Source organism: Bradyrhizobium sp. JR3.5 (assembly GCF_054057015.1).
This window is the reverse complement of record NZ_JBSRYV010000001.1, coordinates 2,132,746-2,152,877: the sequence shown is the minus strand read 5'-3', so window position 1 is coordinate 2,152,877 and position 20,132 is coordinate 2,132,746. Positions and strand designations below refer to the sequence as shown.

Below are 20,132 nucleotides of genomic sequence, written 5' to 3'. Positions count from 1 at the left end.
CGTCGAGGTGGCTTGAAAGCGCCTACGGCGTGCGGTCGGCGGTAACGAGGCGGGCTTCGCGAACCACCGTCTTGTTGCCGGCGCTGCGCAGGCACGAGGCCTCGAAATTCGGCCAGGCCTGCTGCGAGCAGTCCTTGCCGGCCGGGTGGATGTCGAGACGGTCGCTCTTGGCCAGCGGCTGCGGGGTGGAGGCCGCGACCTGCGGCGCAAAGCCCGGCAGAACAGTGAGCGCGGCGGCAATGAACGCGGCAACGGTGATAGCGGAAAGTGCCTTGATCATGACGGTCCCCATAGGATCGGGCCCCCCGGGCCCGTCGTTTCGTTGTCCAATGTCTACCGGCCGCACGTTTCCTGGTGTCTTCGCCAGGGTGGAAAATGGTTTCATCGCCGGCCGGTTTGTTTCGTCCGCCAACGGCCGACGAAACATTCACCCACGTAGACGCTGGCATCCCACAACTCGTTCACTGGACGAGTGGAGATTTATTTTGCGCGACGGGCGGAACCCGGGCGGCTTGCCGGGGAGAGCCGGGCGGGTTAGGAGGGACCATGTCCCGTATCGCGCTCTATCCCGGCTCCTTCGATCCCGTCACCAACGGCCATCTGGACGTGGTGAGACAGGCCGTCTTCCTCTGTGACCGCCTGATCGTCGCCATCGGCGTCCATCCCGGCAAGAAGCCGCTGTTCTCCACCGAGGAACGGCTGGCCATGGTCCATGAGGTGTTCGGCCCCATCGCCCAGAAGGCGGGCTGCGCCTTCGAAAGCGCGACCTATGACAACCTCACGGTCGCGGCGGCGCGCGCGGCCAAGGCCACGCTGATGATTCGTGGTCTGCGCGACGGCACCGATCTCGACTACGAGATGCAGCTGGCCGGCATGAACGAGGCGATGGCGCCCGAGGTGCATACCGTGTTCGTTCCGGCGTCGGTCGCGGTCCGCCCGATCACCGCCACACTGGTGCGCCAAATCGCCCAGATGGGCGGCGACTTTTCTGCATTCGTGCCGTCATCAGTCGCCGCTAGCCTGAAGGCCAAGTTCGCCGGCTGATACCGGCGGCCTGCCACACCCAGAACGTCAAAGGTCCGGAGTTTCCATGATCCGCATTCTTGCATTCGTTGCCGCGCTGCTCTGCGTCGTGCCTGCGGTCGCGCAGCCGCTGCCTGCCAATCTCGACAAGGCCAATGCGATCGTGATCGACACCACCAAGGGCCGCATCGTCATCAAGCTGCGCACCGACATCGCGCCCCAGCATGCCGAGCGCATCAAGCAGCTGGCGCGCGAGGGCTTCTACAACAACGTGCCATTCCATCGCGTGATGGATGGCTTCATGGCGCAGACCGGCGACGGCCAGAACTTCAACGGCACCGGCGGCTCGAAATATCCGAACCTGAAGCAGGAATTCTCGCAGGTCCCGTTCAAGCGCGGTATCGTCGGCATGGCCCGGCGCGGCGACAGCGTCGACAGCGCCAATTCGCAGTTCTTCATCATGTTCGCCGACGGATCGAGCCTCAACGGCCAGTACACCGTGGTCGGCGAGGTGGTGTCGGGCATGGACGTGGTCGACAAGCTGAAGAAGGCTCCCGCGGGCTCTCCCGGCGGCGCCGTCACCGATCCCGACAAGATGGTGAAGGTGCAGGTCGCATCCGACATCAAGTGATCGGCGATGGCGGCGCGCAGCAGACCACTTGCCTGGTTCGCCGCGCCGCTTGTGCTGTGGCTCGCGCTGGCCGGATCGGTGGCGGCCGAGCCGGAGCAACTCAATACGATCAGGGACGTTGTTCTTGCCATCCATCGCTGCTGGCGGCCGCCGCCGGCGGACAAGGCCGGCCCGATCGACATTACCGTCATTGTCAGCTTCAACCGAGAGGGCGCGATCCTCGGGCATCCCAGGATCAGCTATGAATCGCAGGAGGCGACCGACAACGACCGGATCGCATACCGGGTCGCCGTGATGGATGCGCTGCAACGCTGCACGCCGATGCCATTTACCGAGAGCCTGGGCGGCGCGGTTGCGGGCCGTCCATTCGCGATCCCGTTCAGGAACAAGAAATATCCACCCCGAAGCCAGGAGAAGCGAGCATGGCTGCTACCGAAAATACTCTGATCCTCGAAACCACCCAGGGCCCGGTCACGATCGAGATGCGCCCGGATCTCGCTCCCGGTCACGTCGCGCGGATCAAGGAGCTGGTGCGCGAAGGCTTCTACGACGGCATCGTGTTCCATCGCGTGATCGACGGCTTCATGGCGCAGACCGGCTGCCCGCAGGGCACCGGCATGGGCGGCTCCGGCAAAAAGCTGAAGGCCGAGTTCAACAAGGAGCCGCACGTCCGCGGCACCGCCTCGATGGCCCGCGCCGCCAATCCGGATTCCGGCGACAGCCAGTTCTTCATCTGCTTCGACGACGCCTCCTTCCTCAACGGCCAGTACACGGTCTGGGGCAAGGTCACCGAGGGCATGGAGAACGTCGACAAGATCAAGCGCGGCGAGCCGGTGAAGGATCCGGACAAGATCGTCAAGGCGCGCATGGCCGCCGACGCGGCTTGAGCTGAACACTTCGTCATTCCGGGGCGTGGCGAAAGCGACGTACCCGGAATGACAACGTTGAAGTTACAATCGCGCCATGCGCACCGATCTCTTTGATTTCGAACTGCCGCCCGAGAGCATCGCGCTTCGCCCCGCGAGCCCGCGCGATTCCGCGCGGATGCTGGTGGTGCATCCGGACGGCGTGCTGCGCGACGCCACGATCGCGGACCTGCCGCATTGGCTGGAGCCCGGCGATCAGATCGTCGTCAACGACACCAAGGTGATCGCAGCCCAGCTCAAGGGCCGCCGGATCGGGCGCGAGACCGAGCCGAAGATCGAGGCGACCTTGATCAAGCGGCTCGACGGCTCGCGCTGGCAGGCGCTGGTGAAGCCGGCGAAGAAGCTTGCGCCCGGCGACACCATCCGCTTCGGCAATGAGGGCAAGGTCTGCCTGCTCGGCAATCTCGATGCAGAGGTCGAGGCCAAGGGGCAGGAAGGCGAGGTGACGCTGTCATTCTCGTTCCATGGTCCGGTGCTCGACCAGGCCATCGCCGATGTCGGCGCCACGCCGCTGCCGCCCTACATCGCCTCCAAGCGCATGCCCGACGACCAGGACGTCAGCGACTACCAGACCATGTTCGCCGCCAATGAAGGCGCGGTCGCCGCGCCGACGGCGGGATTGCATTTCACGCCGGCGCTCGAGGCCACGCTGAAGAGCCGCGGCGTCGATCTGCATCGCCTGACGCTGCATGTCGGGGCAGGGACGTTCCTGCCGGTCAAAGTGGACGAAACCTCCGAGCATAGGATGCATGCCGAATGGGGATGCATCACCGCCGAGACCGCTTCTGCCCTGAATGCCGCGCGCGCAAAGGGCGGCCGGATCGTCGCGATCGGCACCACGTCCCTGCGGCTGCTGGAGAGCGCTGCCAATGCCGACGGCACCATCCAGCCGTTTGCGGCGGAAACCTCGATCTTCATCACGCCGGGCTATCGCTTCCGCGCGGTCGATATCCTGCTGACGAACTTCCACCTGCCGCGTTCAACGCTGTTCATGCTGGTCTCGGCCTTCTCCGGCCTCGAGACGATGCAGAACGCCTACGCGCACGCGATCAGCGACGGCTACCGGTTCTATTCATACGGCGATGCCTGTTTGCTGTTCCGCGCGGGCGGGTAGTTCAGCAAACTCAACTTTATCACCGTCACCCTGAGGTGGCCGCTCTTCAGCGGCCCTCGAAGGGCGACGGCCCGACTGGGGCCGTGCATCCTTCGAGACTCGCTCCGCTCGCACCTCCACGACAATGGTTACGCCATTGTGCGGGGATGACGGGTTTGGTATCGCCGCGACCTCACGCCATTGCGCGTTCGGGCAACAGCTCGGCGATCTGCACCGCGTTCAGCGCGGCGCCCTTGAGCAGCTGATCGGCCGCGACGAACATCGAGATCGAGTGCCCGCTGGGGTCGCTGAGATCCTTGCGGATGCGGCCGACCAGCACGTCATCCTGACCGGACGCATCGATCGGCATCGGGAAATAGTTCTTCGCGCGGTCGTCGACGATCTTGACGCCCGGCGCCTGCGCCATGATCGCGCGCACTTGGTCCTCGGTGATCGGCTTCTCGCATTCGAAGGTGATCGTCTCGCAATGCGCGCGCAGCACCGGCACCCGCACGCAGGTGACGCCGACGGCGATCTTCTCGTCCTCGAAGATCTTGTGGGTCTCCTTGATGACCTTGGTCTCTTCGTCGTTGTAGCCGGTCTCCGGATCGATGGCCGTGTTGTGGTTGAACAGGTTGAAGGCGTAGGGGTGTGGCATCACCTTCGGGGTGTAGACCTGTCCGTTGAGATTGGCGCGGGTGGATTCGACGAGCTCCTCCATTGCGGCTGCTCCCGCGCCGCTCGCGGCCTGGTAAGTCGAGATGATCACGCGCTTGATGCGGTTCTTCTGGTGGATCGGCCACAGCGGCACCAGCGCGGTGATGGCGGCGCAGTTCGGGTTGGCGATGATGCCCTTGTGGTCGCGGATGCGATTGGCGTTGATCTCGGGGATCACCAGCGGCACGTTCGGGTCCATCCGGAAGGCCGACGAATTGTCGACCACGACGGCGCCGCACTTCACGGCAACGGGCGCGAACTTCTTCGAGATGCCGCTGCCCGCCGAGAACAGCGCGATGTCGACGCCCTCGAAGGCGCGCTCGGTCAGCTCCTCGATCACGACCGGCTTGCCGCGGAAGCTGACGGTCTTGCCGGCCGAACGGGCGCTCGCCAGCGCCTTCAGCTTGCCGACGCGGAAGCCGCGCTTGTCCATGGTGGCGATGAATTCGGCGCCGACTGCGCCGGTGACGCCGACAATCGCGACGACGGGATCGTTACTCACTTTGTCCTCCATTCGAATTTGAGCATGACGCGGGCAACAAAAAAGCCCCGGACCTTCATCAGGCGGGGCTTCGGGTAGAGATGATGCTGTACGACCGACTACGCGCGCACGCCTCCCGAGGCCCCAGAGGGCTTGGTGGTTTTGGTCGTGCGTTTGGTCGCGGTGATCATGGTGCGGACTTATGCGGCAGAGATCGGCGTCCGTCAACGGCTTTTGGGCAAAAACTTGGCAAGGGAGAACCTGGCAGCGCTTGCGCCGCGCTCAGCGCCTGCGCGCGCCGGGCGGCTCGAGGATCACCTCTTTCAGGTCGCCGCCCGTCAGCACCACGATGATGAAATTGAGCTTGCCGCGTTCGCGCATCAAGCCGCCGCTGATCGCCTTGCCCGAGGTCGTGTGCTCGGCGACGCGCACCGCATCGGCGAGCCGATGCCGCAGCGCCCTGAGCACGACGAGATTGTCGCGGTCTTCGGCGCCGAGGGAGGCCAGCGGCGAAGGCGGCTCGCCGCCGACCACTTGGCCGGTCGAGGCGTCGATCGCATGCTGCCAGATGCGGTTCTGCTGCATGGTCTTGACCCGGTAGACTGCGGGATCCGACGCGCCGTCGAAGCTGATGTCGGCGGTGATCGAGCCTGAGTGCAGCGCCTCCGCAATCGCCATCGCCTTGCGCAGCGAGATCTGGGCGGACTGGAAGCTGTCGAGCTCGCGGCGAACCGCATGTACGTCGAGCGCGCTGTCACTGTCCTGCGGGGTGAGCGCGGCGGCAGCCGAGCTCGTGATCGCATGGGCCGGCGGCGCGAAGGGCAGCGCCAGCAGAGCGGTTGCAAGCAGCCGCGCTCCCAATGCCCAATGCCTCAGTGCGCGCAATCGTCCTGTCCTCATCGTCTAACCTGTATTGAACATGTGCACGCGCATGACCCGCGTTCGCAGAGGGGCGGGCCGAGAAAGGTGCGGCCGACCTCTGTTAGTCAGAGGTCGGCCGCCGAACGTTCAGGCGGAGCGATGGCGGCAGCTCCGTCGTGACGATCGAAGTTACAAGGTGACGCAGAACCCTTGGGGGGCGATCCGGGCTGAGCGTCTCTTTGCAACTAAACAATACGGTTTCGTTCTGTTTATTCAAGACTCATCACGGCAACGTGTAAGACGACGAAACGATCCTATAAAACGGTCAGCGCGCCGGCCGGCGACGGGCCTTGGCGGCGTCGCGCAGGCGGTCCCGCGGTCCCACGGCACCGGCGAGGAACAGCCGGATCGAGACTTCCATCCGCGTCACGGCGGCCTTCATGTCGATCAGAATCCCGAATGTCGCCATCCGGTGGGTGTGGCCGACCACCATGTTGAGGAAGGTCTCGGCCGCGATCGTCGTGTCCTCGAGGTCGAGGGCGCCATTGTCGACCAGATGGTCGAAGAAATCCGCCGTCGTCGACACCGCTTTCGACCAGCCTTCGTCGACGGCAAGCTTGGCGACCTCGGGGAAATTGATCGCCTGCGCGGTCAGGATCCGGCTGAAGGCGATGGAGTCGGCACTGCAGTTCAGCACCAGCAGCTGGCGCCCGAGCTCGATCAGCCTTTCCTCGACCGAACCATCGCAGCTATCGCCGGCCTGCGCTTCGGCCGCCGCGGCGGCGAGCGGGGCAAGCCAGCGGGCAATTTCGCGCCTGAGCACCGCGGTGAACAGGCCGCGCTTGTCTCCGTACTGTCCGTAGACGGTGGGCTTGCTGACGCGGGCCGCCTCGGCAACGGCGTCGATCGACGTCGCATCGAAGCCGCGCTCGAGGAACAGGCGCGTGGCGACCTCGATCAGCCGCTGGTCGCGCTCGATCGCAGCATCCCGGGTCGGCCGGCCGCCACGTGACTTGATCACGCCGCGCTTGGCCACCTTGGCCTTGGTTGCCGTCAATCCCATTGCCCATTCATCTCGTTTGCGTTCGGACGGGTCTGTCCGGTCTATAACCCGCGCGATGCGGATTCGTCCATTCGGTGGTACCCGGGGGCTGGCCCGCTCAGGGCGGCGTCGCGGTCCAGGCCTGCCCCGCGGCGGCCTTCTCGTAGCCGTGCTGGTAGAGCGCGCGCATATAGGCGGTGTCGAAGCCCTGGGTTTCCGGCGCCGGATAGTCGCGCTCGATGTAGGACAGATGGAAGCCCAGCCGGTTGCGCCGGGCGAAATCATAGGTCGAGAGAATGACCGAGCGCGTCTGCGCCTGGGTGATTGCGGAAATGCTGCGTGAGGCGACGTCGATCGTCGAGTTCGACACCAGCTCGAAGTTGCCCTCGAGCTTCTTGTTGACGAGGATGTAGATGTTCATGCGGCCATCGGCGGGCCAGGCGCGTTCGCGAAACAGCAGTGCGTCCGGCAGCGTCAGGACCGGCGCAGTCACGCCGCCGTCGACATGCATCTCCTGGAAGCGGCGGCCCTGACCCTCGGCGTCGATCATGATCGGCGGAAATACCAGCGGGATGCTGGCGGAGGCCGCCATCACGTCGCGAAACAGCTGTAGCGCCTCGGGCGTTCCGACGGCGGCGATCCGTCCCATGTCCCAGATCACCGTGCGCTGGGTGTCGAGATCGGTGGTGACGATCAGGAGCTTTCGGCCCTTGGCGTTTTCGCGCGCCACCTCGCTCAGGACGTCCTGGCCGACGTAACGCGCCACCAGCTCGCGGAGCCGCTTGTTGCCGAACAGGCCGGAGCCGAACAGCACCCGCATCAGGCTCGGGTCCTGCAGCAGGCTTTCGGCGATCCCTGACGTGTAGACCTCCCTCAGCGTATCGTCGTAGCGCGGGCCGAGGAATGCAAAGGGCGCGATCAGTCCGCCGGTGCTGACACCGGAGACGACCGAGAAGCTCGGGCGGTTGCCGGCCGCGGTCCAGCCATTGAGGACGCCGACGCCAAAGGCGCCGTCGGCGCCGCCGCCGGAGAGGGCGAGATAGGTCTTGATCGGGGCGCGGTCGCTCTTCTCGAGCCGGAATTTGGACGCCGGCTCGTCGGCGTAGCGGCGCAGCCCGTCGAGATCGAGCACCCGCGAATTGGCGGCGTCAGCAGCCGTGTAAGGCATCCGCGGCAGCGAGCTGCAGGCCGCCAGCGCGAAGGCGAGCCCGCACAGCAGCACCGCATGCCGGATCGCATGAGCGGTTGTCATCCGATCGCGGACGCCGTCAGGCCGGGCGCTGCAGGGTGGGAACATCTCGGCCAGTCAGGTTTCACGCGGATTGCAGTCGCGGCGGGGAACGATCCGCCGCCTCATTCTCGACATAAAACGATACGGTTTCGTTTTGTTTAACGGAACGACCGTTCCGGGGCAAGCATCCGCCCGGCCGCTGCCGTTCACGAAGTCGCGTGGAGGCCGTTACCCGACGGGTTGATCGGGCACCGGCGACACGCAATAAGCAGCCGCATGAATCTTCCCAATCATTTCGAACTGCTGGCCACTGATGGCGCCGCCCGCACCGGGCGCCTGACCACGCCGCATGGCGTCGTCCGGACGCCCGCATTCATGCCGGTCGGTACCGCCGGGGCGATGAAGGGCATGCATTGGCGCGAGGTGCGCGATGCCGGTGCCGATATCGTGCTCGGCAACACCTATCACCTGATGCTGCGGCCGGGCGCCGAGCGGATCGCGGGGCTTGGCGGCCTGCAGCGCTTTACCGGCTGGGGCGGGCCGATGCTGACGGATTCCGGCGGCTTCCAGGTGATGTCGCTCTCGGAGCTGCGCAAGGTGACCGAGAAGGCCGTGACCTTCCGCTCGCATATCGACGGCGCCAAGGTCGAGCTGTCGCCGGAGCGCTCGATCGAGGTGCAGCGGCTGCTCGGCTCCGATATCGCGATGCAGATGGACGAGTGCGTGCGGCTGCCGGCCGAGCGCGCCGACATCGAGCGCGCGATGCAGCTGTCGCTGCGCTGGGCCGAGCGCTCCAAGCGTGCCTTCGAGAGCGCACCGGACGGTTACATGCTGTTCGGCATCGTCCAGGGCGGCGACATCCCCGATCTCCGCCACGCCAGCGCGCGCGGCCTGACGGAAATCGGCTTTCACGGCTACGCGATCGGCGGGCTGGCGGTCGGCGAGCCGCAGGCGGTGATGCTGTCGATGATCGAGGAGACCGCGCCGGCGGTGCCGTCCGATCGGCCGCGCTATCTGATGGGCGTCGGCACGCCGGAGGACATTCTGGAGGCGGTGGCGCGTGGCGTCGACATGTTCGACTGTGTGATGCCGACCCGGAACGGGCGGCATGGCATGGCGTTCACCCGGTTCGGGCAGATCAACCTGCGCAACGCCCGGCACATCGACGATCCGCGTCCGCTCGATGAAGAGAGCACGTGGCCGGGAGCGCGCAACACTTCGCGCGCCTATCTGCACCATCTGGTGCGTGCCGGCGAAACCCTTGGGGCAATGCTGCTGTCCGAAATCAACGTCGCCTATTACCAGGAGCTGATGCAGGGCATCCGCGACGCGGTGGCAAGCGGCACCTTCGAGGATTTTAAAACGAAAACGCGCGCCGGTTGGGCGCGCGGTGACATCGCTCCGAGGTGAGCTGTGTGATCAGTTGCACACGATCGGTTTCACCGTGTGCTTGGTCACGAACCCGTAACCGCAATTGTCGCAGGTCCAGAGATAGCTGATCAAATTGTCGAACAGGTAGGCGGACGCTTCGGCCGCCACCATGGAGTCAGCACACACCGGACAGGTCGGCAAATCGCTGCCGCGCGGATCGGGCCTGGACGTTACGGTCGACAGAGCTTCAGCAAGTGCCGGCATGCGCGCCTCCCTTTGCGTTCTGAGCTGCACCTGACGAAAGTATATAGACGCACTTGTTTGACCTTGTCGCAACACAAATGCGTAGGTTTTACGTTATTTGCGTAGGTTCTTATTTTGCGATGCAACGAATTGGCGCCTCGGCGGTTTCTCACTTGCGCGTCATGATGCGCTGCTTCTAATGAGAGAAGACCGCATATTTCCAGCATATCCCGCAACAGGAGCCGCTTGATGGACGCGCCGTCGACAACGAGTGCAGTGCAACCCGGACGCGGCCGCGTCTTTGACTCCATCGTCGATGCGATCGGCTCGACGCCGATCGTGCGGCTGCGCAGACTGCCGCAGGCAAGCGGCGTCAACGCGACGATCCTCGCCAAGCTGGAATACTTCAATCCGGCGGCCAGCGTGAAGGACCGCATCGGTGCGGCGATGATCGTGGCGATGGAGAAGGCCGGCATCATCAACGCCGACACCGTGCTGATCGAGCCGACCTCGGGCAATACCGGGATTGCGCTGGCCTACGTCGCGGCGTCGCGCGGCTATCGGCTGAAGCTCGTGATGCCGGAGTCGATGTCGATCGAGCGGCGGCGAATGCTCGCCTTTCTCGGTGCAGAGATCGTGCTGACCCCGGCGGCGCAGGGCATGAAGGGCTCGATCGCGACCGCGGAAGAACTCGTGCGCACGACCCCCAACGCCGTCATGCCGCAGCAGTTCAAGAACCTCGCCAACCCCGAAATCCATCGCCGCACCACGGCGGAGGAGATCTGGAACGACACCGGCGGCAACATCGATTATTTCGTCGCCGGCGTCGGCACCGGCGGCACCATCACCGGCGTCGGGCAGGTGCTGAAGCCGCGCAAGCCGTCATTGCGGGTTGTCGCGGTGGAGCCGGAGGAGAGCCCGGTGCTGTCGGGCGGCCAGCATACGCCGCACAAGATCCAGGGCATCGGCGCAGGCTTCATCCCTGACATCCTCGACCGCTCGGTGATCGACGAGATCGTCAAGATCAACAGCGCCACCGCGATCGAGACCGCGCGCGCGCTGGCGCGCAACGAAGGCATCCCCGGCGGCATCTCGTCGGGGGCAGCGATCGCGGCCGCCTTGCAGATCGGCAAGCGGCCGGAGGCTGCGGGCAAGACCATCCTGGCGATTGTGCCGTCATTCTCGGAGCGCTATCTCTCGACGGTGCTGTTTGAAGGAATCTAGGACATGGCCGACCAGCCGAGACGACCGCGAACCCTGAACGATGCCCGTAGCGAAGCCGAGGCGGCGTTCAAGCGGGCCACCACCAAGGTCGCGGATGCGCTGCCAAAGACTGCGGCCGTCCCGGTCCCCGGCGTCCGGGAGCAGGTCACGCTGCGGATCGATCAGGACGTGCTGGCATATTTCCAGGAGGGCGGCCCTGGCTGGCAGGACCGCATCAACGCGGCGCTGCGCAAGGCCGCGGGGAAGTAGCACGCTTTCGAAGCAGGGAAGCCCGGCATGATCCCCGGGCTTCGCGGTCGAGCCGCAGCGGTATAGCGCTGCGCCGCCGTCATCTTGCGCGCGCCGACACCTTTGCAGCGGGCTTCAGGTTCAGGAGGTTGCCGGCCAGGATCATGGCGGCGCCAAGCACCGTATAGGCGTCGAGCTGCTCGGCATAAATCAGCCACCCGACGATCGCGGTCAGCGGGACCCGGACGAAATCCATCGGGATCACGACGGTCGCGTCAGCGTGGAGCAGGGCGCGCGCCATGCAGTAATGCGAAAAGGTGCCGCAGAATGCGATCACGGCAAGCCAGCCCCAGGTGGAGAGCGGCGGCCAGGTCCAGACATAGAGCGCAGGCCCGATGCTGGCGAGCGACTGCACCACCAGCATCCAGAAGATGATCGTCAGCGCCTGCTCGGTCCGCGTCAGCGATTTGACCACGGCGATCGAGATCCCGAATCCCATGGCCGCGGCGAGCGCGATCAGTTGGCCCGGATTGATCGCACCGGTCGCCGGCCGCACGATCACGATGACGCCGATGAGGCCAAGCACGATCGCGACGATCTTCCAGGATGTCATCCGTTCGCCCAGGAAGCCCGCCGCGAGGATCGCGGTCCAGATCGGCATGGTGAACTCGATCGCGACCACTTGGCCGATCGGGATCAGTGTCAGCGCATAGAACCAGCCAAGCTGCGCGCAGAAATGGATCAGGTTGCGCGCGATGTGCAGGTGCACGCGCGCGGTCTTCACGATCGCAAACCCGCCATGGATGTGGACCAGCGGATACAGCATCACGAAGCCGAGCACGCCGCGCACGGCCATCAGCTGGAAGACGTTGACCTCGCGCGTCGCCTCGCGGCCGGCCACCGCCACGATCAGCATCAGCGCGAGCCAACCGGACATCCAAAGTGCTGCGCGGGTCTTTGAGGGCGTGCGATCCATGATCGGAATGAGATGAGGTGGGATTCCCGGTATCGGCGAGCTGGTATGAATTTGCAACGCGCAATTCTGCCGATGCGTGGTGCGTCAACCACGTGATCTCTGCTAAGCAGAGCGCGAATAATCACATCAGGAGGATCTGCTCATGCGTGTCTTGCAACCGGCCGAATGGTCGAAACCCCGCGGATTCTCGCACGGTGTCGCGTTCGACGCGCCCGGCAAATGGATCGTGCTGGCGGGGCAGACCGGCGGCGATGAGAAGGGCGAGTACGCGCCCGAGATGGCTGCCCAGGTCGGCACGGCTCTGAAGCGCATCATCAAGCTGTTGAACGAAGCCGGCGCCGGTCCCGAGCACATCGTCCGCCTGACCTGGTATCTGACCAGCCGCAGCGAATACGAGGCCGCGGGCGCCGGTATCGGCGCGGCGTGGAAGGAGACGCTCGGACGCAATTTCCCGCCGTCCACGCTGCTCTATATCGACGGGCTGGTCGATCAACGCGCCAAGGTCGAGATCGAGGTCACCGCGTTCGTGCCTGCCGCATAGAACCGTCGAGACGCGCGCGCGGTGGTTGCCGCGCAGCCAGCAAAAAGCCCTCGGGGATGACCCGAGGGCTTTTCTCGTCGGCGTATCGATTGGTTACCTCGACAGCGTGATATTGGCGCCGCGGAACTGGCTGTCGGCCCTGATCGTGACGGACTGCTTGTTGCCGGCGGTGCGCATCGCGATGTCGGCATTGAAGCCGGGCGCGCTGGCAACGATCTGGAAGTTGCCGCCGCCGCCGCGACCTCGCAGATCACCATTGACGTTGCGGCTGGACTCGCTCCAGGAGCCCGTGACCGCATTACCCTCGGCCTGCACATCGGCCGCCAGGTTGAACTTGTAGGCGTCGCTGGCGCAGGTGAGGCCCATAGTCATCCGGGGCCCGCCGACGTGGTAGGTCGCACGGCAGCGGATGCGCTCGCTGGAACCGTCATCCAGGGTGACCGTGCCGGCGCCCGACCAGGTGCCAGCCATGCCGGCGAACGGGCTGGACTGGGCATGGCTCGCGGTGCTTGCCAATGCGGTCACGAAAAATGCGGCGGCTGCAAATGCTGGCCGCCGCGCGATGGCGAAGAAACTCGATCCGCTGGTGATCTTACTGACGGGATGCTTCCCATCGGCCGCTACACGGTACGCCAGCTGATGCCCCATTCCACTTCCCCGATCCGGAGTTGCCACTGAGTTGTCCGTTCGCATATGCACCATTGATCGAGACTCGCACAAGGCCCCCGCTGCCCACGGTTCCGGAGATCCCCGCACCCTGCGCTGAGATCTTTCCGTCGACGACATTCACCGTTGAACTGGACGACGGCTCGCAGCTGCCGGTCTTGGTGACCACAGTGACGCTCCAGAGGCCATCATAGGGCTGCTGGGCGGACACGGGAGCAGCGGTGAGGGCAACAGCCGAAGCGACCGAGGTGACCAAAATCAGGTCGCGAATGCGGATCGAACGCATGAATCAAATCCCTGTAATTTCGTGTGATGACGCGGCTTATCCTGTCACAATGTGTTCAAAATTTGCTGCGTCGCGGGAGCCCCCGAATGTTCCTGTGAACTCAAACACATCATAGTGAATCTGGTTCCGGGGCAGGAACGAAGGATCTGTTCCGTCGCTTGATTGCATCGGGTATTTAGATACCAAGGTTGCGGATTTGCGGATTAGTGTTTGCCGGGGCTGAGGTTAGGCGCCCTGGTCGCAAACTGCTCATCCTGGGGCTTGGCCGGCAGCGTCTTGAAGGCCTTCGCGTAGTCGATGACCTCCCCGAGCAGGCGCAGGCCAAGCGGTGCCAGCGCACGCTCCCACAATTCGCGTGCGGTCTCGCCCTTTTTGACGAACACCCAGTCCTGGGCGGCGATGGCGCCGGCGTCCATGCGGTCGGCGAGGTGATAGATGCTGCCGCCGGCGATCGGATCGCCTTCCTTGATGGTCCATTCCACCGCCGCGATGCCGCGGTGGCGGGGCAGCAGCGACGGGTGGTAGCCGACGCCACCAAACTTGGCCACGGCAAGGGCCTCCTTGCTGACCCGGGCGTGGCTGTGGGCCGTGACGATCAGGTCGGTGCCCGGCGCGATCTCGGCGGCCGTCACCAGCTTGGGATCGGCCTGGACCACGACCTCGATGCCGGCTGCGCGGGCGGCGGCTGCCAGCCGGTCCTCGCCGTCATGGACGACCGCCCGGGCAATCTCGACGGCGTGCTCGCGCAGCATGTTCAAGGTCGTCACGCCGAAATGGCGGGAACCGACGAGGGTAAGGCGCATGGGATCAATTCCGTGGGGGTTACGCGGGATTTGGTTGGGCGGCCGCCATGCCGATAGCACACCGCGGCCGCCTGTTTTGTTGTCCTGCCCGTTATCAACAGGTCGACCGGCTGGCAACCTCAGGCCGTCGGCTGCTTGCTCGCCAGCACCTTGTCGATACGCCGGCCGTCGAGATCGACGATCTCGAAGTCCCAACCCTGCGCATTGATTTTCGCACCGACATCGGGGATCGCGCCAAACGCATGCAGCAGGAAGCCGGCGGCGGTCTGCGGGTAGGGCCGCGGCGAGGGCAGTGCGATGCCGAGCAGTTCGCTGAATTCGAGCGCCGGCATCCAGCCCGAGATCAAATAGGAGCCGTCGTCGTCGCGCCTGACATAGGCGGGCTCGGCCGGGCCTTCCTCGGTATGGAAGGCGCCGACGATGGCCTCGAGGATGTCGGCGCTGGTCACGACGCCCTGGAAGGTGCCGTATTCGTCGTGCACGAGGCCGATATGCACCGCGGAGTCGCGCAGGATCGCGACCACGTCGCGGGCGTCGACGGTCTCCGGAATGATCGGCGCATCGCGCGTCAGCGCGCGGATCTCGGGCGTCCGGCCGGCGAGGTAGACGTCGAGCACGTCCTTGGCCTGCACGATGCCGAGCGCATGATCGCGGTTGCCGTCGAACACCACGCAGCGCGAATGACTGCTCTTTTGCAGCGCCGACAGGATCTCGGCCGTGGGGGCGGCGAGGTCGATCAGGCTGACCTCGTGGCGCGGCGTCATGACGGCGCCGACCGGCAGATCGCCAAGCCGCATCACGCCGGCGATCATCTCCTTTTCGCCGGGCTCCAGCACGCCGGCGTTTTCGGCTTCCACCACCAGCGTCTTGATCTCGTCTTCGCTGACGCGGTCCTGCGCATCTTCACGATGGCCGAGCAGCCACAGCAGCGACTTGCCGGAGCGGTCGAGCAGCCACACCACCGGCAGCGACAATTTTGCCATCACCGTCATCGCCGGCGCGGCCCGCACCGCGATCGCCTCGGGATCGCGCAGCGCGATCTGCTTCGGCACCAGCTCGCCGACGATCAGCGAGGCATAGGTGATCACGCCGACCACGATGCCGACACCGGCAGCGTCGGCGACGTTGGCCGGCACGCCAAGCTCGAACAGCCATTGCGAGAGGCGCTGGCCCAGCGTCGCGCCCGAGAAGGCGCCCGACAGCACGCCGATCAGCGTGATGCCGATCTGCACTGTGGAGAGGAATTTTCCGGGATCGGAGGCCAGCGCAAGCGCGCGGCGCGAGCCGCTGACGCCGCGTTCGACCAGCGCGGCGAGGCGCGCCGGACGGGAGGAGACGATCGCGAGCTCCGACATCGACAACAGACCGTTGACGACGATCAAGACCGCCACGATCGCAAGTTCCAGATATAACACGGGAGTCCCTGAGGTTTGGCGGCATGGGCCGCTCTGCGACGCCCAATATAGGCATACCGGGGCCGTTTTGCTGTGCCTTGTCGGGCACCCCTGCACAAGCAGAGGGTGCGTGTGGCGCGCATGCAGCAGGAGATCTCGGCATTTTGGCGCGCTGGCGCTCGTGACACCGGCACGTTTTCTTCACGCGGGCCGCAATCCGCTGCGCTGGAAAACGCTCCTAGGCGAGTATCCGCAGCTCAGGTCGGACGAACGTCTTGCCCGATGCAGAAGGCTGGCTCAGCATCCGTTTGGAAGCGGCTTGCAGCTGCACGCGCAAATCGGCGTTGCATTGCTTCATCTGGTTGCGCAGTTCGCGTCGGGAGAAGGCGGTGAGCGAGGGGTCCGCAAGCTGTTGCCAAGCGGTGCGGAGCCATTCCTGCAGCTCGCGAATGTTCTGATCCAAAATCTTCTGATCCAGGACGCTGGGCTGGGTCATGCAGCCAAATCCTACGAAGTGATCAGTTGCAAAGTAACGCTGATTCGCGTCGCTTCACCTAGCGCTATGTTGCGCAGGCGTGTGTTCGGCAGGGGAGATCGGATACGGCATGCGCGCCGGTGCCCGGCTCAGCGCGCCTTGCCGGGGCCGGTGCGCAGCAAATCCAGCGCGATCGGCAGCGCAAGGAACAGCGCGGCTATCATCGAAAGATGACGCGTTTGCGTGGCGGTCAGGCCGAGATCGTGTTGGGCGAGATAGGCGAGCATGATCGCTGTGTAGGCGGCGACGCAGATCGCGACGGCGATGCTCCCGAAATCGGTCTTGCTGTCGGTTTCATAGTTCAAGGCGGCACCACTTCGTTGCGGGAGTGGTGTAGCGCGGCTCACCTGCACCGACTATGAGCTGGATCACGGGCGCGAGACGGACGATCGGCTTCGCTCGTCGCGGCGATCGATCAGGCTGGCTCGCGGCACGAAGCCTAGCGAGGGGTCCTGCGTTCCGGCTGGCTTTCCTGCGGAAGCTTGACCGGGATGTGGGGCGATGTGCTCACCACACGCGGGCTGCCGTCGGAATGGGTCTGGCCGTTGAGCAATGTCTCGAGCACCAAAAAGAACTTTTCAGAAAGCATGGGCGTAGCCCTCGTCGTCTAATGTCCTTATGTCGCGGCGCCCGGCGGAAAATTCGATCAACTAATAGGGAGGCGCGCCGCAATGGCGATGCTGCAGCGCGGGGGCTTCCCTGTGCAATCCGGGAGATTACCGGCGCCGAAGCCTTCAGATTGCGCGCCGATGGTTGCCAAATTCCTAACGGCGGCCGGCGCAGCCCGTGATTGCGTCACACCGTTCCTTCAAGGATCGGCGTTAACAAGAGCGGCATGGATCGGGACCAAGACATCGACGAGGGATTTGGGTCGGCGCTGCGCCGCAGCTACGGCCGGTTCGCCTGGTGGATCGTACGGCTCAACCGCGTGCTCGAGCCGTCGCGCGCGGGCGAGCCGCCGCGCACCCAATTGCCACCGCGCCCCGCCGTCCCGCCACGGCGATCTATCCCGCCGCGCCCGGAATAGACCTCGCCAGAATACCGCCGTGTCCTGTATCGGCCGTTCGGCCGGACTGCTATGCATGCGCCATCCGCGGACCCTAAGGGGGTTCGCCGTTTTTGACGATGCGGCCGCGCGGCGGCGCAAGCGACGAGAAGGGACAGACACAATGATCGAGACGGTTGGCATCATCGGCGCCGGAACCATGGGCAACGGTATCGCGCAAATCTGCGCGGCGGCAGGGCTTGCCGTAACCATGGTGGATATCTCGGACGCGGCGGTACAACGCGGCCTGAAGACGGTCGGGTCCAGTCTCGACCGCCTGGTCTCCAAGGAGAAGATGACGGCGGCCGATCGCGATGCGACCCTCGCGCGGATCAACGCGACCACCGACAAGTCCAAGCTTGCCGCCTGCGATCTCGTGATCGAAGCGGCCACCGAGAACGAGGAGCTGAAGGTCAAGATCCTCAGGGATCTCTGCGCCGGGCTGAAGCCGAGCGCGCTGGTCGCGACCAACACCTCGTCGATCTCGATCACCCGCCTTGCGGCCTCGACCGATCGTCCCGACCGCTTCATCGGGATGCACTTCTTCAATCCGGTCCCGGTGATGGCGCTGCTCGAACTGATCCGCGGCCTGCAGACCTCGGACGACACGGTCGCCAAGGCCGAAGCATTTGCCAAGCGTGTCGGCAAGGTCGCGATCACCGCGAAGAACAGCCCGGGCTTTGCGGTGAACCGCATCCTGTGCCCGATGATCAACGAGGCGATCTTCGCGCTGCAGGAAGGCATTGCGACCGCGGAAGAGATCGATGCCGGCATGAAGCTCGGCTGCAACCATCCGATCGGCCCGCTCGCGCTTGCCGACCTGATCGGGCTCGACACCATGCTGTCGGTGATGGAGGTGTTCTACACCGGCTTCAACGATCCCAAATACCGGCCGGCGCCGCTGCTGAAGGAGATGGTCGATGCCGGCCATCTCGGCCGCAAGACCGGGCAGGGGTTCTACAGCTACAGCAAGTGAAATCTGCGCGCGCCTGACCCCCGTAGTCATCCGGGATGGATCGCGCGGGCAAGCTCGCGTAACCACAACGCCTGATCCGCCACTGAGGCGGGGGACATCAGACACGAGGCCCGGGCTCCTAGGCACACCGGGCCTCGTGTTTTTTGTGTGGTCCCGCGCCCATCCGGATCGCCCTGGCTTCCGATGCGCTCCCTCGCGCTCGGGTCACACCTTCTTGAGGCGGTGAGCGGAAACCTCGCAGATCTTCCCGGCGTACCTAAATCAACGGCTGGGTGCCGATCGAGAAGGAAGCAGGATCATGCGCAGGTCGAATTGGGCAATTCTGGCGTTCGCGGCGCTCGGAACGAGCTGGATTGTCGGCTCCGCACAGCCGGCGGCGGCCGATCCCTACGATTATCCCTGGTGCATCCAGGGCAGGGATGAGGGATACCCCGGTTATTGCGGCTATCAGACCTACGAGCAGTGCCAGGCGTCGGCGTCAGGCCGCGATGCCTATTGCGGCATCAATCCCCGTGTTGCGTTCAGCCAGCAGCGGATATCGCCGCGGCGGATACGATAAACGCCGCGAGCATGTCGGCCGGGCGGCCATCAGGCATGATGGTTGCATTGCCGATGGTCGGAGAATTCACCCTGCGTTGGAGAGCACATGGGCGAGATCATCAGGTTCATGTCGAAGTCTGAACGCGAGCGTGCGCGTCTGATTCGCGAGGCCCGGGCCAACTACGAGCGCATCTTTCCATCGGCCGATTCGGTTGATGTGCAAGGCGCCGCGGTCGAGGGCGACGGCAGCGAGGCGTCGTCGAAGCCGTAACCACAGGTATTGCGCTCGAGAGGATGCGGACGCTGCGATGTGGAAACGGAACTGGCGGCAGCTGTGGCAGCCGTTGTGGCGGACCTTTTGGCAGACTTGGACGATCGACAAGCCGGCCGCGCTTGGCGACTGGCTCTGGCAGGTCCTGGTCGTTGAGCTCGCGGCCTTGCTGGATCGGCTGACATTGCGGAAGCTGATCGCGCTGATCCCGGTCGTCATCGTGATCGGTGCCTATCTGCACCGGATTCCGCTTCCTCCCGAATTGATGCTGGTCGGCGATGTGCTGGCCTATATCGACGTCTTCTCCATGATCTTCCTGATCGGCTTGTTCACGCGCGTGGCGACTGTGATGACCGTGGTCAGACAGGCCATCGAGCTCGCTCAAAGCCTCGCGCGGCGTGTGCCGATGGCGCTACGCCGGTTTGACGCGCGTCATCGTCGCGCCAAGGACAGCCCGCGCCGCAGGCGTCTCACCGGTGCAAGGACCGACGATGATGATCCCGCTGTCGTCGCGGGGCTGGCGTGGGCTTAGATCGAGGCGATGCGGCGGTGAAGAACGCAATTGCGCCAGCTATCGCGGCTGTCGGGCCTGCTGGTCGCTGTCGTCGGCCGCGGGCCGGGCAGGGCTACTCGCGGAAGAGCCGTCCTGAGAGCCGTCCTGGCCACGCCGGTGCGAGCTGGAGAGATCGGTTGCGCCCTGCCGGGAGCGATGAAATGCGATCCCCATCTGGAAACTCCAGACACCGAACAACATCGCGCCGGCCACACAGGCGGCCACAAAGGCCCAATCGCGTTTCTTCATCGGGTTCAACAATGCCAACTCAAGGACACGCCGGCCACGGGCCTGCGCCAACCACGCCACCAAATGCCTCGCCACCGAAATCCGCGCGAAGATGCCCCAACACCGCGGTCAAGACGTTGCTGCGTCCCAAACAAGACTCACGCATACTGAAACGATCGGGCGGGCTTGTCGATCCGCGCAGCGCGCACCGCACTGGTCACGGAGCAGTGATTATCAAATCACGCTT

The 20,132-nt window shown here is 64.9% G+C and carries 28 protein-coding genes; 14 read left to right on the top strand and 14 right to left on the bottom strand.

Annotated elements, in window-relative coordinates; genetic code table 11:
* Positions 1 to 22: 22 nt before the first annotated feature.
* Positions 23 to 280 carry a hypothetical protein gene (locus tag ACVWW1_RS10805; protein ID WP_176531243.1) on the bottom strand — a complete coding sequence of 86 codons (258 nt, stop codon included), beginning with the start codon at positions 278 to 280 and terminating at the stop codon, positions 23 to 25.
* 266 nt (positions 281 to 546) lie between these two features.
* Here ACVWW1_RS10805 and coaD point away from each other — a divergent pair, with 266 nt between their 5' ends.
* The 5 genes from coaD to queA all read left to right on the top strand — a co-directional run bounded on the left by coaD (position 547) and on the right by queA (position 3,694).
* Complete coding sequence (coaD, locus tag ACVWW1_RS10800) at positions 547 to 1,044, top strand: pantetheine-phosphate adenylyltransferase (protein WP_207839726.1); 498 nt, start codon at positions 547 to 549, stop codon at positions 1,042 to 1,044.
* A 46-nt stretch (positions 1,045 to 1,090) separates the two neighbouring features.
* Entirely contained in the window at positions 1,091 to 1,654 is a 564-nt protein-coding gene (locus ACVWW1_RS10795; RefSeq protein ID WP_173643492.1) for a peptidylprolyl isomerase, read from the top strand.
* A gap of 6 nt (positions 1,655 to 1,660) precedes the next feature.
* On the top strand, positions 1,661 to 2,101 hold the full coding sequence (locus ACVWW1_RS10790) for a hypothetical protein (protein WP_456655753.1): 441 nt from the start codon (positions 1,661 to 1,663) through the stop codon (positions 2,099 to 2,101).
* The gene (locus ACVWW1_RS10785; RefSeq protein WP_016846097.1) at positions 2,077 to 2,541 is read left to right on the top strand and encodes a peptidylprolyl isomerase; all 465 of its coding nucleotides are present in this window, start codon (positions 2,077 to 2,079) and stop codon (positions 2,539 to 2,541) included. Before ACVWW1_RS10790 ends, ACVWW1_RS10785 begins: the two co-directional genes overlap by 25 nt.
* A 76-nt stretch (positions 2,542 to 2,617) precedes the next feature.
* Entirely contained in the window at positions 2,618 to 3,694 is a 1,077-nt protein-coding gene (gene queA, locus ACVWW1_RS10780; RefSeq protein WP_456655752.1) for a tRNA preQ1(34) S-adenosylmethionine ribosyltransferase-isomerase QueA, read from the top strand.
* A 172-nt stretch (positions 3,695 to 3,866) separates the two neighbouring features.
* On the opposite strand, the gene ACVWW1_RS10775 is transcribed toward queA, so the two are convergent.
* The 4 genes from ACVWW1_RS10775 to ACVWW1_RS10760 all read right to left on the bottom strand — a co-directional run bounded on the left by ACVWW1_RS10775 (position 3,867) and on the right by ACVWW1_RS10760 (position 8,026).
* Positions 3,867 to 4,904, bottom strand: coding sequence for an aspartate-semialdehyde dehydrogenase (locus ACVWW1_RS10775; RefSeq protein ID WP_456655751.1), 1,038 nt, complete (start codon positions 4,902 to 4,904; stop codon positions 3,867 to 3,869).
* Positions 4,905 to 5,153: 249 nt separating this feature from the next.
* A complete protein-coding gene (locus ACVWW1_RS10770; RefSeq protein WP_456655750.1) occupies positions 5,154 to 5,756 on the bottom strand; it encodes a PepSY domain-containing protein in 603 nt (200 codons plus the stop codon).
* Between the two features lie 301 nt (positions 5,757 to 6,057).
* Positions 6,058 to 6,795, bottom strand: coding sequence for a TetR/AcrR family transcriptional regulator (locus tag ACVWW1_RS10765; protein WP_456655749.1), 738 nt, complete (start codon positions 6,793 to 6,795; stop codon positions 6,058 to 6,060).
* A gap of 97 nt (positions 6,796 to 6,892) precedes the next feature.
* The gene (locus ACVWW1_RS10760; protein ID WP_456655748.1) at positions 6,893 to 8,026 is read right to left on the bottom strand and encodes a patatin-like phospholipase family protein; all 1,134 of its coding nucleotides are present in this window, start codon (positions 8,024 to 8,026) and stop codon (positions 6,893 to 6,895) included.
* Positions 8,027 to 8,281: 255 nt separating this feature from the next.
* On the opposite strand from ACVWW1_RS10760, the gene tgt reads away from it, so the two are divergent.
* The gene (tgt, locus tag ACVWW1_RS10755) at positions 8,282 to 9,415 is read left to right on the top strand and encodes a tRNA guanosine(34) transglycosylase Tgt (protein WP_456655747.1); all 1,134 of its coding nucleotides are present in this window, start codon (positions 8,282 to 8,284) and stop codon (positions 9,413 to 9,415) included.
* A 9-nt stretch (positions 9,416 to 9,424) separates the two neighbouring features.
* Here the strand turns inward: tgt and ACVWW1_RS10750 are convergent, their stop codons facing one another.
* A complete protein-coding gene (locus ACVWW1_RS10750; RefSeq protein ID WP_176531254.1) occupies positions 9,425 to 9,640 on the bottom strand; it encodes a hypothetical protein in 216 nt (71 codons plus the stop codon).
* Positions 9,641 to 9,868: 228 nt separating this feature from the next.
* Here ACVWW1_RS10750 and cysK point away from each other — a divergent pair, with 228 nt between their 5' ends.
* Together cysK and ACVWW1_RS10740 are read left to right on the top strand one after the other, a co-directional pair.
* Positions 9,869 to 10,843, top strand: a complete 975-nt coding sequence (cysK, locus tag ACVWW1_RS10745; protein WP_092114098.1) for a cysteine synthase A — start codon at positions 9,869 to 9,871, stop codon at positions 10,841 to 10,843.
* A 3-nt stretch (positions 10,844 to 10,846) separates the two neighbouring features.
* Positions 10,847 to 11,092 carry a BrnA antitoxin family protein gene (locus ACVWW1_RS10740; protein ID WP_092114100.1) on the top strand — a complete coding sequence of 82 codons (246 nt, stop codon included), beginning with the start codon at positions 10,847 to 10,849 and terminating at the stop codon, positions 11,090 to 11,092.
* 79 nt (positions 11,093 to 11,171) lie between these two features.
* Here ACVWW1_RS10740 and ACVWW1_RS10735 read toward each other — a convergent pair whose 3' ends face one another.
* Positions 11,172 to 12,047 carry a DMT family transporter gene (locus tag ACVWW1_RS10735; RefSeq protein ID WP_456655746.1) on the bottom strand — a complete coding sequence of 292 codons (876 nt, stop codon included), beginning with the start codon at positions 12,045 to 12,047 and terminating at the stop codon, positions 11,172 to 11,174.
* A gap of 142 nt (positions 12,048 to 12,189) precedes the next feature.
* Between ACVWW1_RS10735 and ACVWW1_RS10730 the strand changes: the two genes are divergently transcribed.
* Positions 12,190 to 12,588: a RidA family protein gene (locus ACVWW1_RS10730; protein ID WP_194454419.1), complete on the top strand. Its 399-nt coding sequence runs from the start codon at positions 12,190 to 12,192 to the stop codon at positions 12,586 to 12,588.
* 93 nt (positions 12,589 to 12,681) lie between these two features.
* Here ACVWW1_RS10730 and ACVWW1_RS10725 read toward each other — a convergent pair whose 3' ends face one another.
* The 7 genes from ACVWW1_RS10725 to ACVWW1_RS10695 form a co-directional block, all read right to left on the bottom strand.
* Positions 12,682 to 13,236, bottom strand: a complete 555-nt coding sequence (locus tag ACVWW1_RS10725) for a hypothetical protein (protein WP_456655745.1) — start codon at positions 13,234 to 13,236, stop codon at positions 12,682 to 12,684.
* Positions 13,181 to 13,540: a hypothetical protein gene (locus ACVWW1_RS10720; protein WP_224924418.1), complete on the bottom strand. Its 360-nt coding sequence runs from the start codon at positions 13,538 to 13,540 to the stop codon at positions 13,181 to 13,183. The genes ACVWW1_RS10725 and ACVWW1_RS10720 overlap by 56 nt, the downstream gene beginning before the upstream one ends.
* Positions 13,541 to 13,743: 203 nt before the next feature.
* Positions 13,744 to 14,343 (bottom strand): formyltransferase family protein, encoded by a 600-nt coding sequence (locus tag ACVWW1_RS10715; RefSeq protein WP_456655744.1) that lies wholly within the window; start codon positions 14,341 to 14,343, stop codon positions 13,744 to 13,746.
* A 119-nt stretch (positions 14,344 to 14,462) separates the two neighbouring features.
* Positions 14,463 to 15,758, bottom strand: a complete 1,296-nt coding sequence (locus tag ACVWW1_RS10710; RefSeq protein WP_456655743.1) for a hemolysin family protein — start codon at positions 15,756 to 15,758, stop codon at positions 14,463 to 14,465.
* A gap of 217 nt (positions 15,759 to 15,975) precedes the next feature.
* Positions 15,976 to 16,233 carry a hypothetical protein gene (locus ACVWW1_RS10705; protein WP_207839753.1) on the bottom strand — a complete coding sequence of 86 codons (258 nt, stop codon included), beginning with the start codon at positions 16,231 to 16,233 and terminating at the stop codon, positions 15,976 to 15,978.
* Positions 16,234 to 16,361: 128 nt separating this feature from the next.
* Positions 16,362 to 16,577, bottom strand: coding sequence for a hypothetical protein (locus tag ACVWW1_RS10700; RefSeq protein ID WP_456655742.1), 216 nt, complete (start codon positions 16,575 to 16,577; stop codon positions 16,362 to 16,364).
* 134 nt (positions 16,578 to 16,711) lie between these two features.
* Entirely contained in the window at positions 16,712 to 16,861 is a 150-nt protein-coding gene (locus tag ACVWW1_RS10695) for a hypothetical protein (RefSeq protein WP_456655741.1), read from the bottom strand.
* A 246-nt stretch (positions 16,862 to 17,107) separates the two neighbouring features.
* Here ACVWW1_RS10695 and ACVWW1_RS10690 point away from each other — a divergent pair, with 246 nt between their 5' ends.
* From ACVWW1_RS10690 to ACVWW1_RS10670, 5 genes are all read left to right on the top strand, one after another.
* Positions 17,108 to 17,299, top strand: a complete 192-nt coding sequence (locus tag ACVWW1_RS10690; protein ID WP_176531263.1) for a hypothetical protein — start codon at positions 17,108 to 17,110, stop codon at positions 17,297 to 17,299.
* A gap of 55 nt (positions 17,300 to 17,354) precedes the next feature.
* Positions 17,355 to 18,293 (top strand): 3-hydroxybutyryl-CoA dehydrogenase, encoded by a 939-nt coding sequence (locus tag ACVWW1_RS10685; RefSeq protein ID WP_456655740.1) that lies wholly within the window; start codon positions 17,355 to 17,357, stop codon positions 18,291 to 18,293.
* 298 nt (positions 18,294 to 18,591) lie between these two features.
* Positions 18,592 to 18,852, top strand: a complete 261-nt coding sequence (locus ACVWW1_RS10680) for a DUF3551 domain-containing protein (protein WP_176531265.1) — start codon at positions 18,592 to 18,594, stop codon at positions 18,850 to 18,852.
* 87 nt (positions 18,853 to 18,939) lie between these two features.
* Positions 18,940 to 19,104 carry a hypothetical protein gene (locus tag ACVWW1_RS10675; protein WP_456655739.1) on the top strand — a complete coding sequence of 55 codons (165 nt, stop codon included), beginning with the start codon at positions 18,940 to 18,942 and terminating at the stop codon, positions 19,102 to 19,104.
* A 37-nt stretch (positions 19,105 to 19,141) separates the two neighbouring features.
* The gene (locus ACVWW1_RS10670; RefSeq protein ID WP_224924419.1) at positions 19,142 to 19,636 is read left to right on the top strand and encodes a hypothetical protein; all 495 of its coding nucleotides are present in this window, start codon (positions 19,142 to 19,144) and stop codon (positions 19,634 to 19,636) included.
* Positions 19,637 to 20,132: the final 496 nt, after the last annotated feature.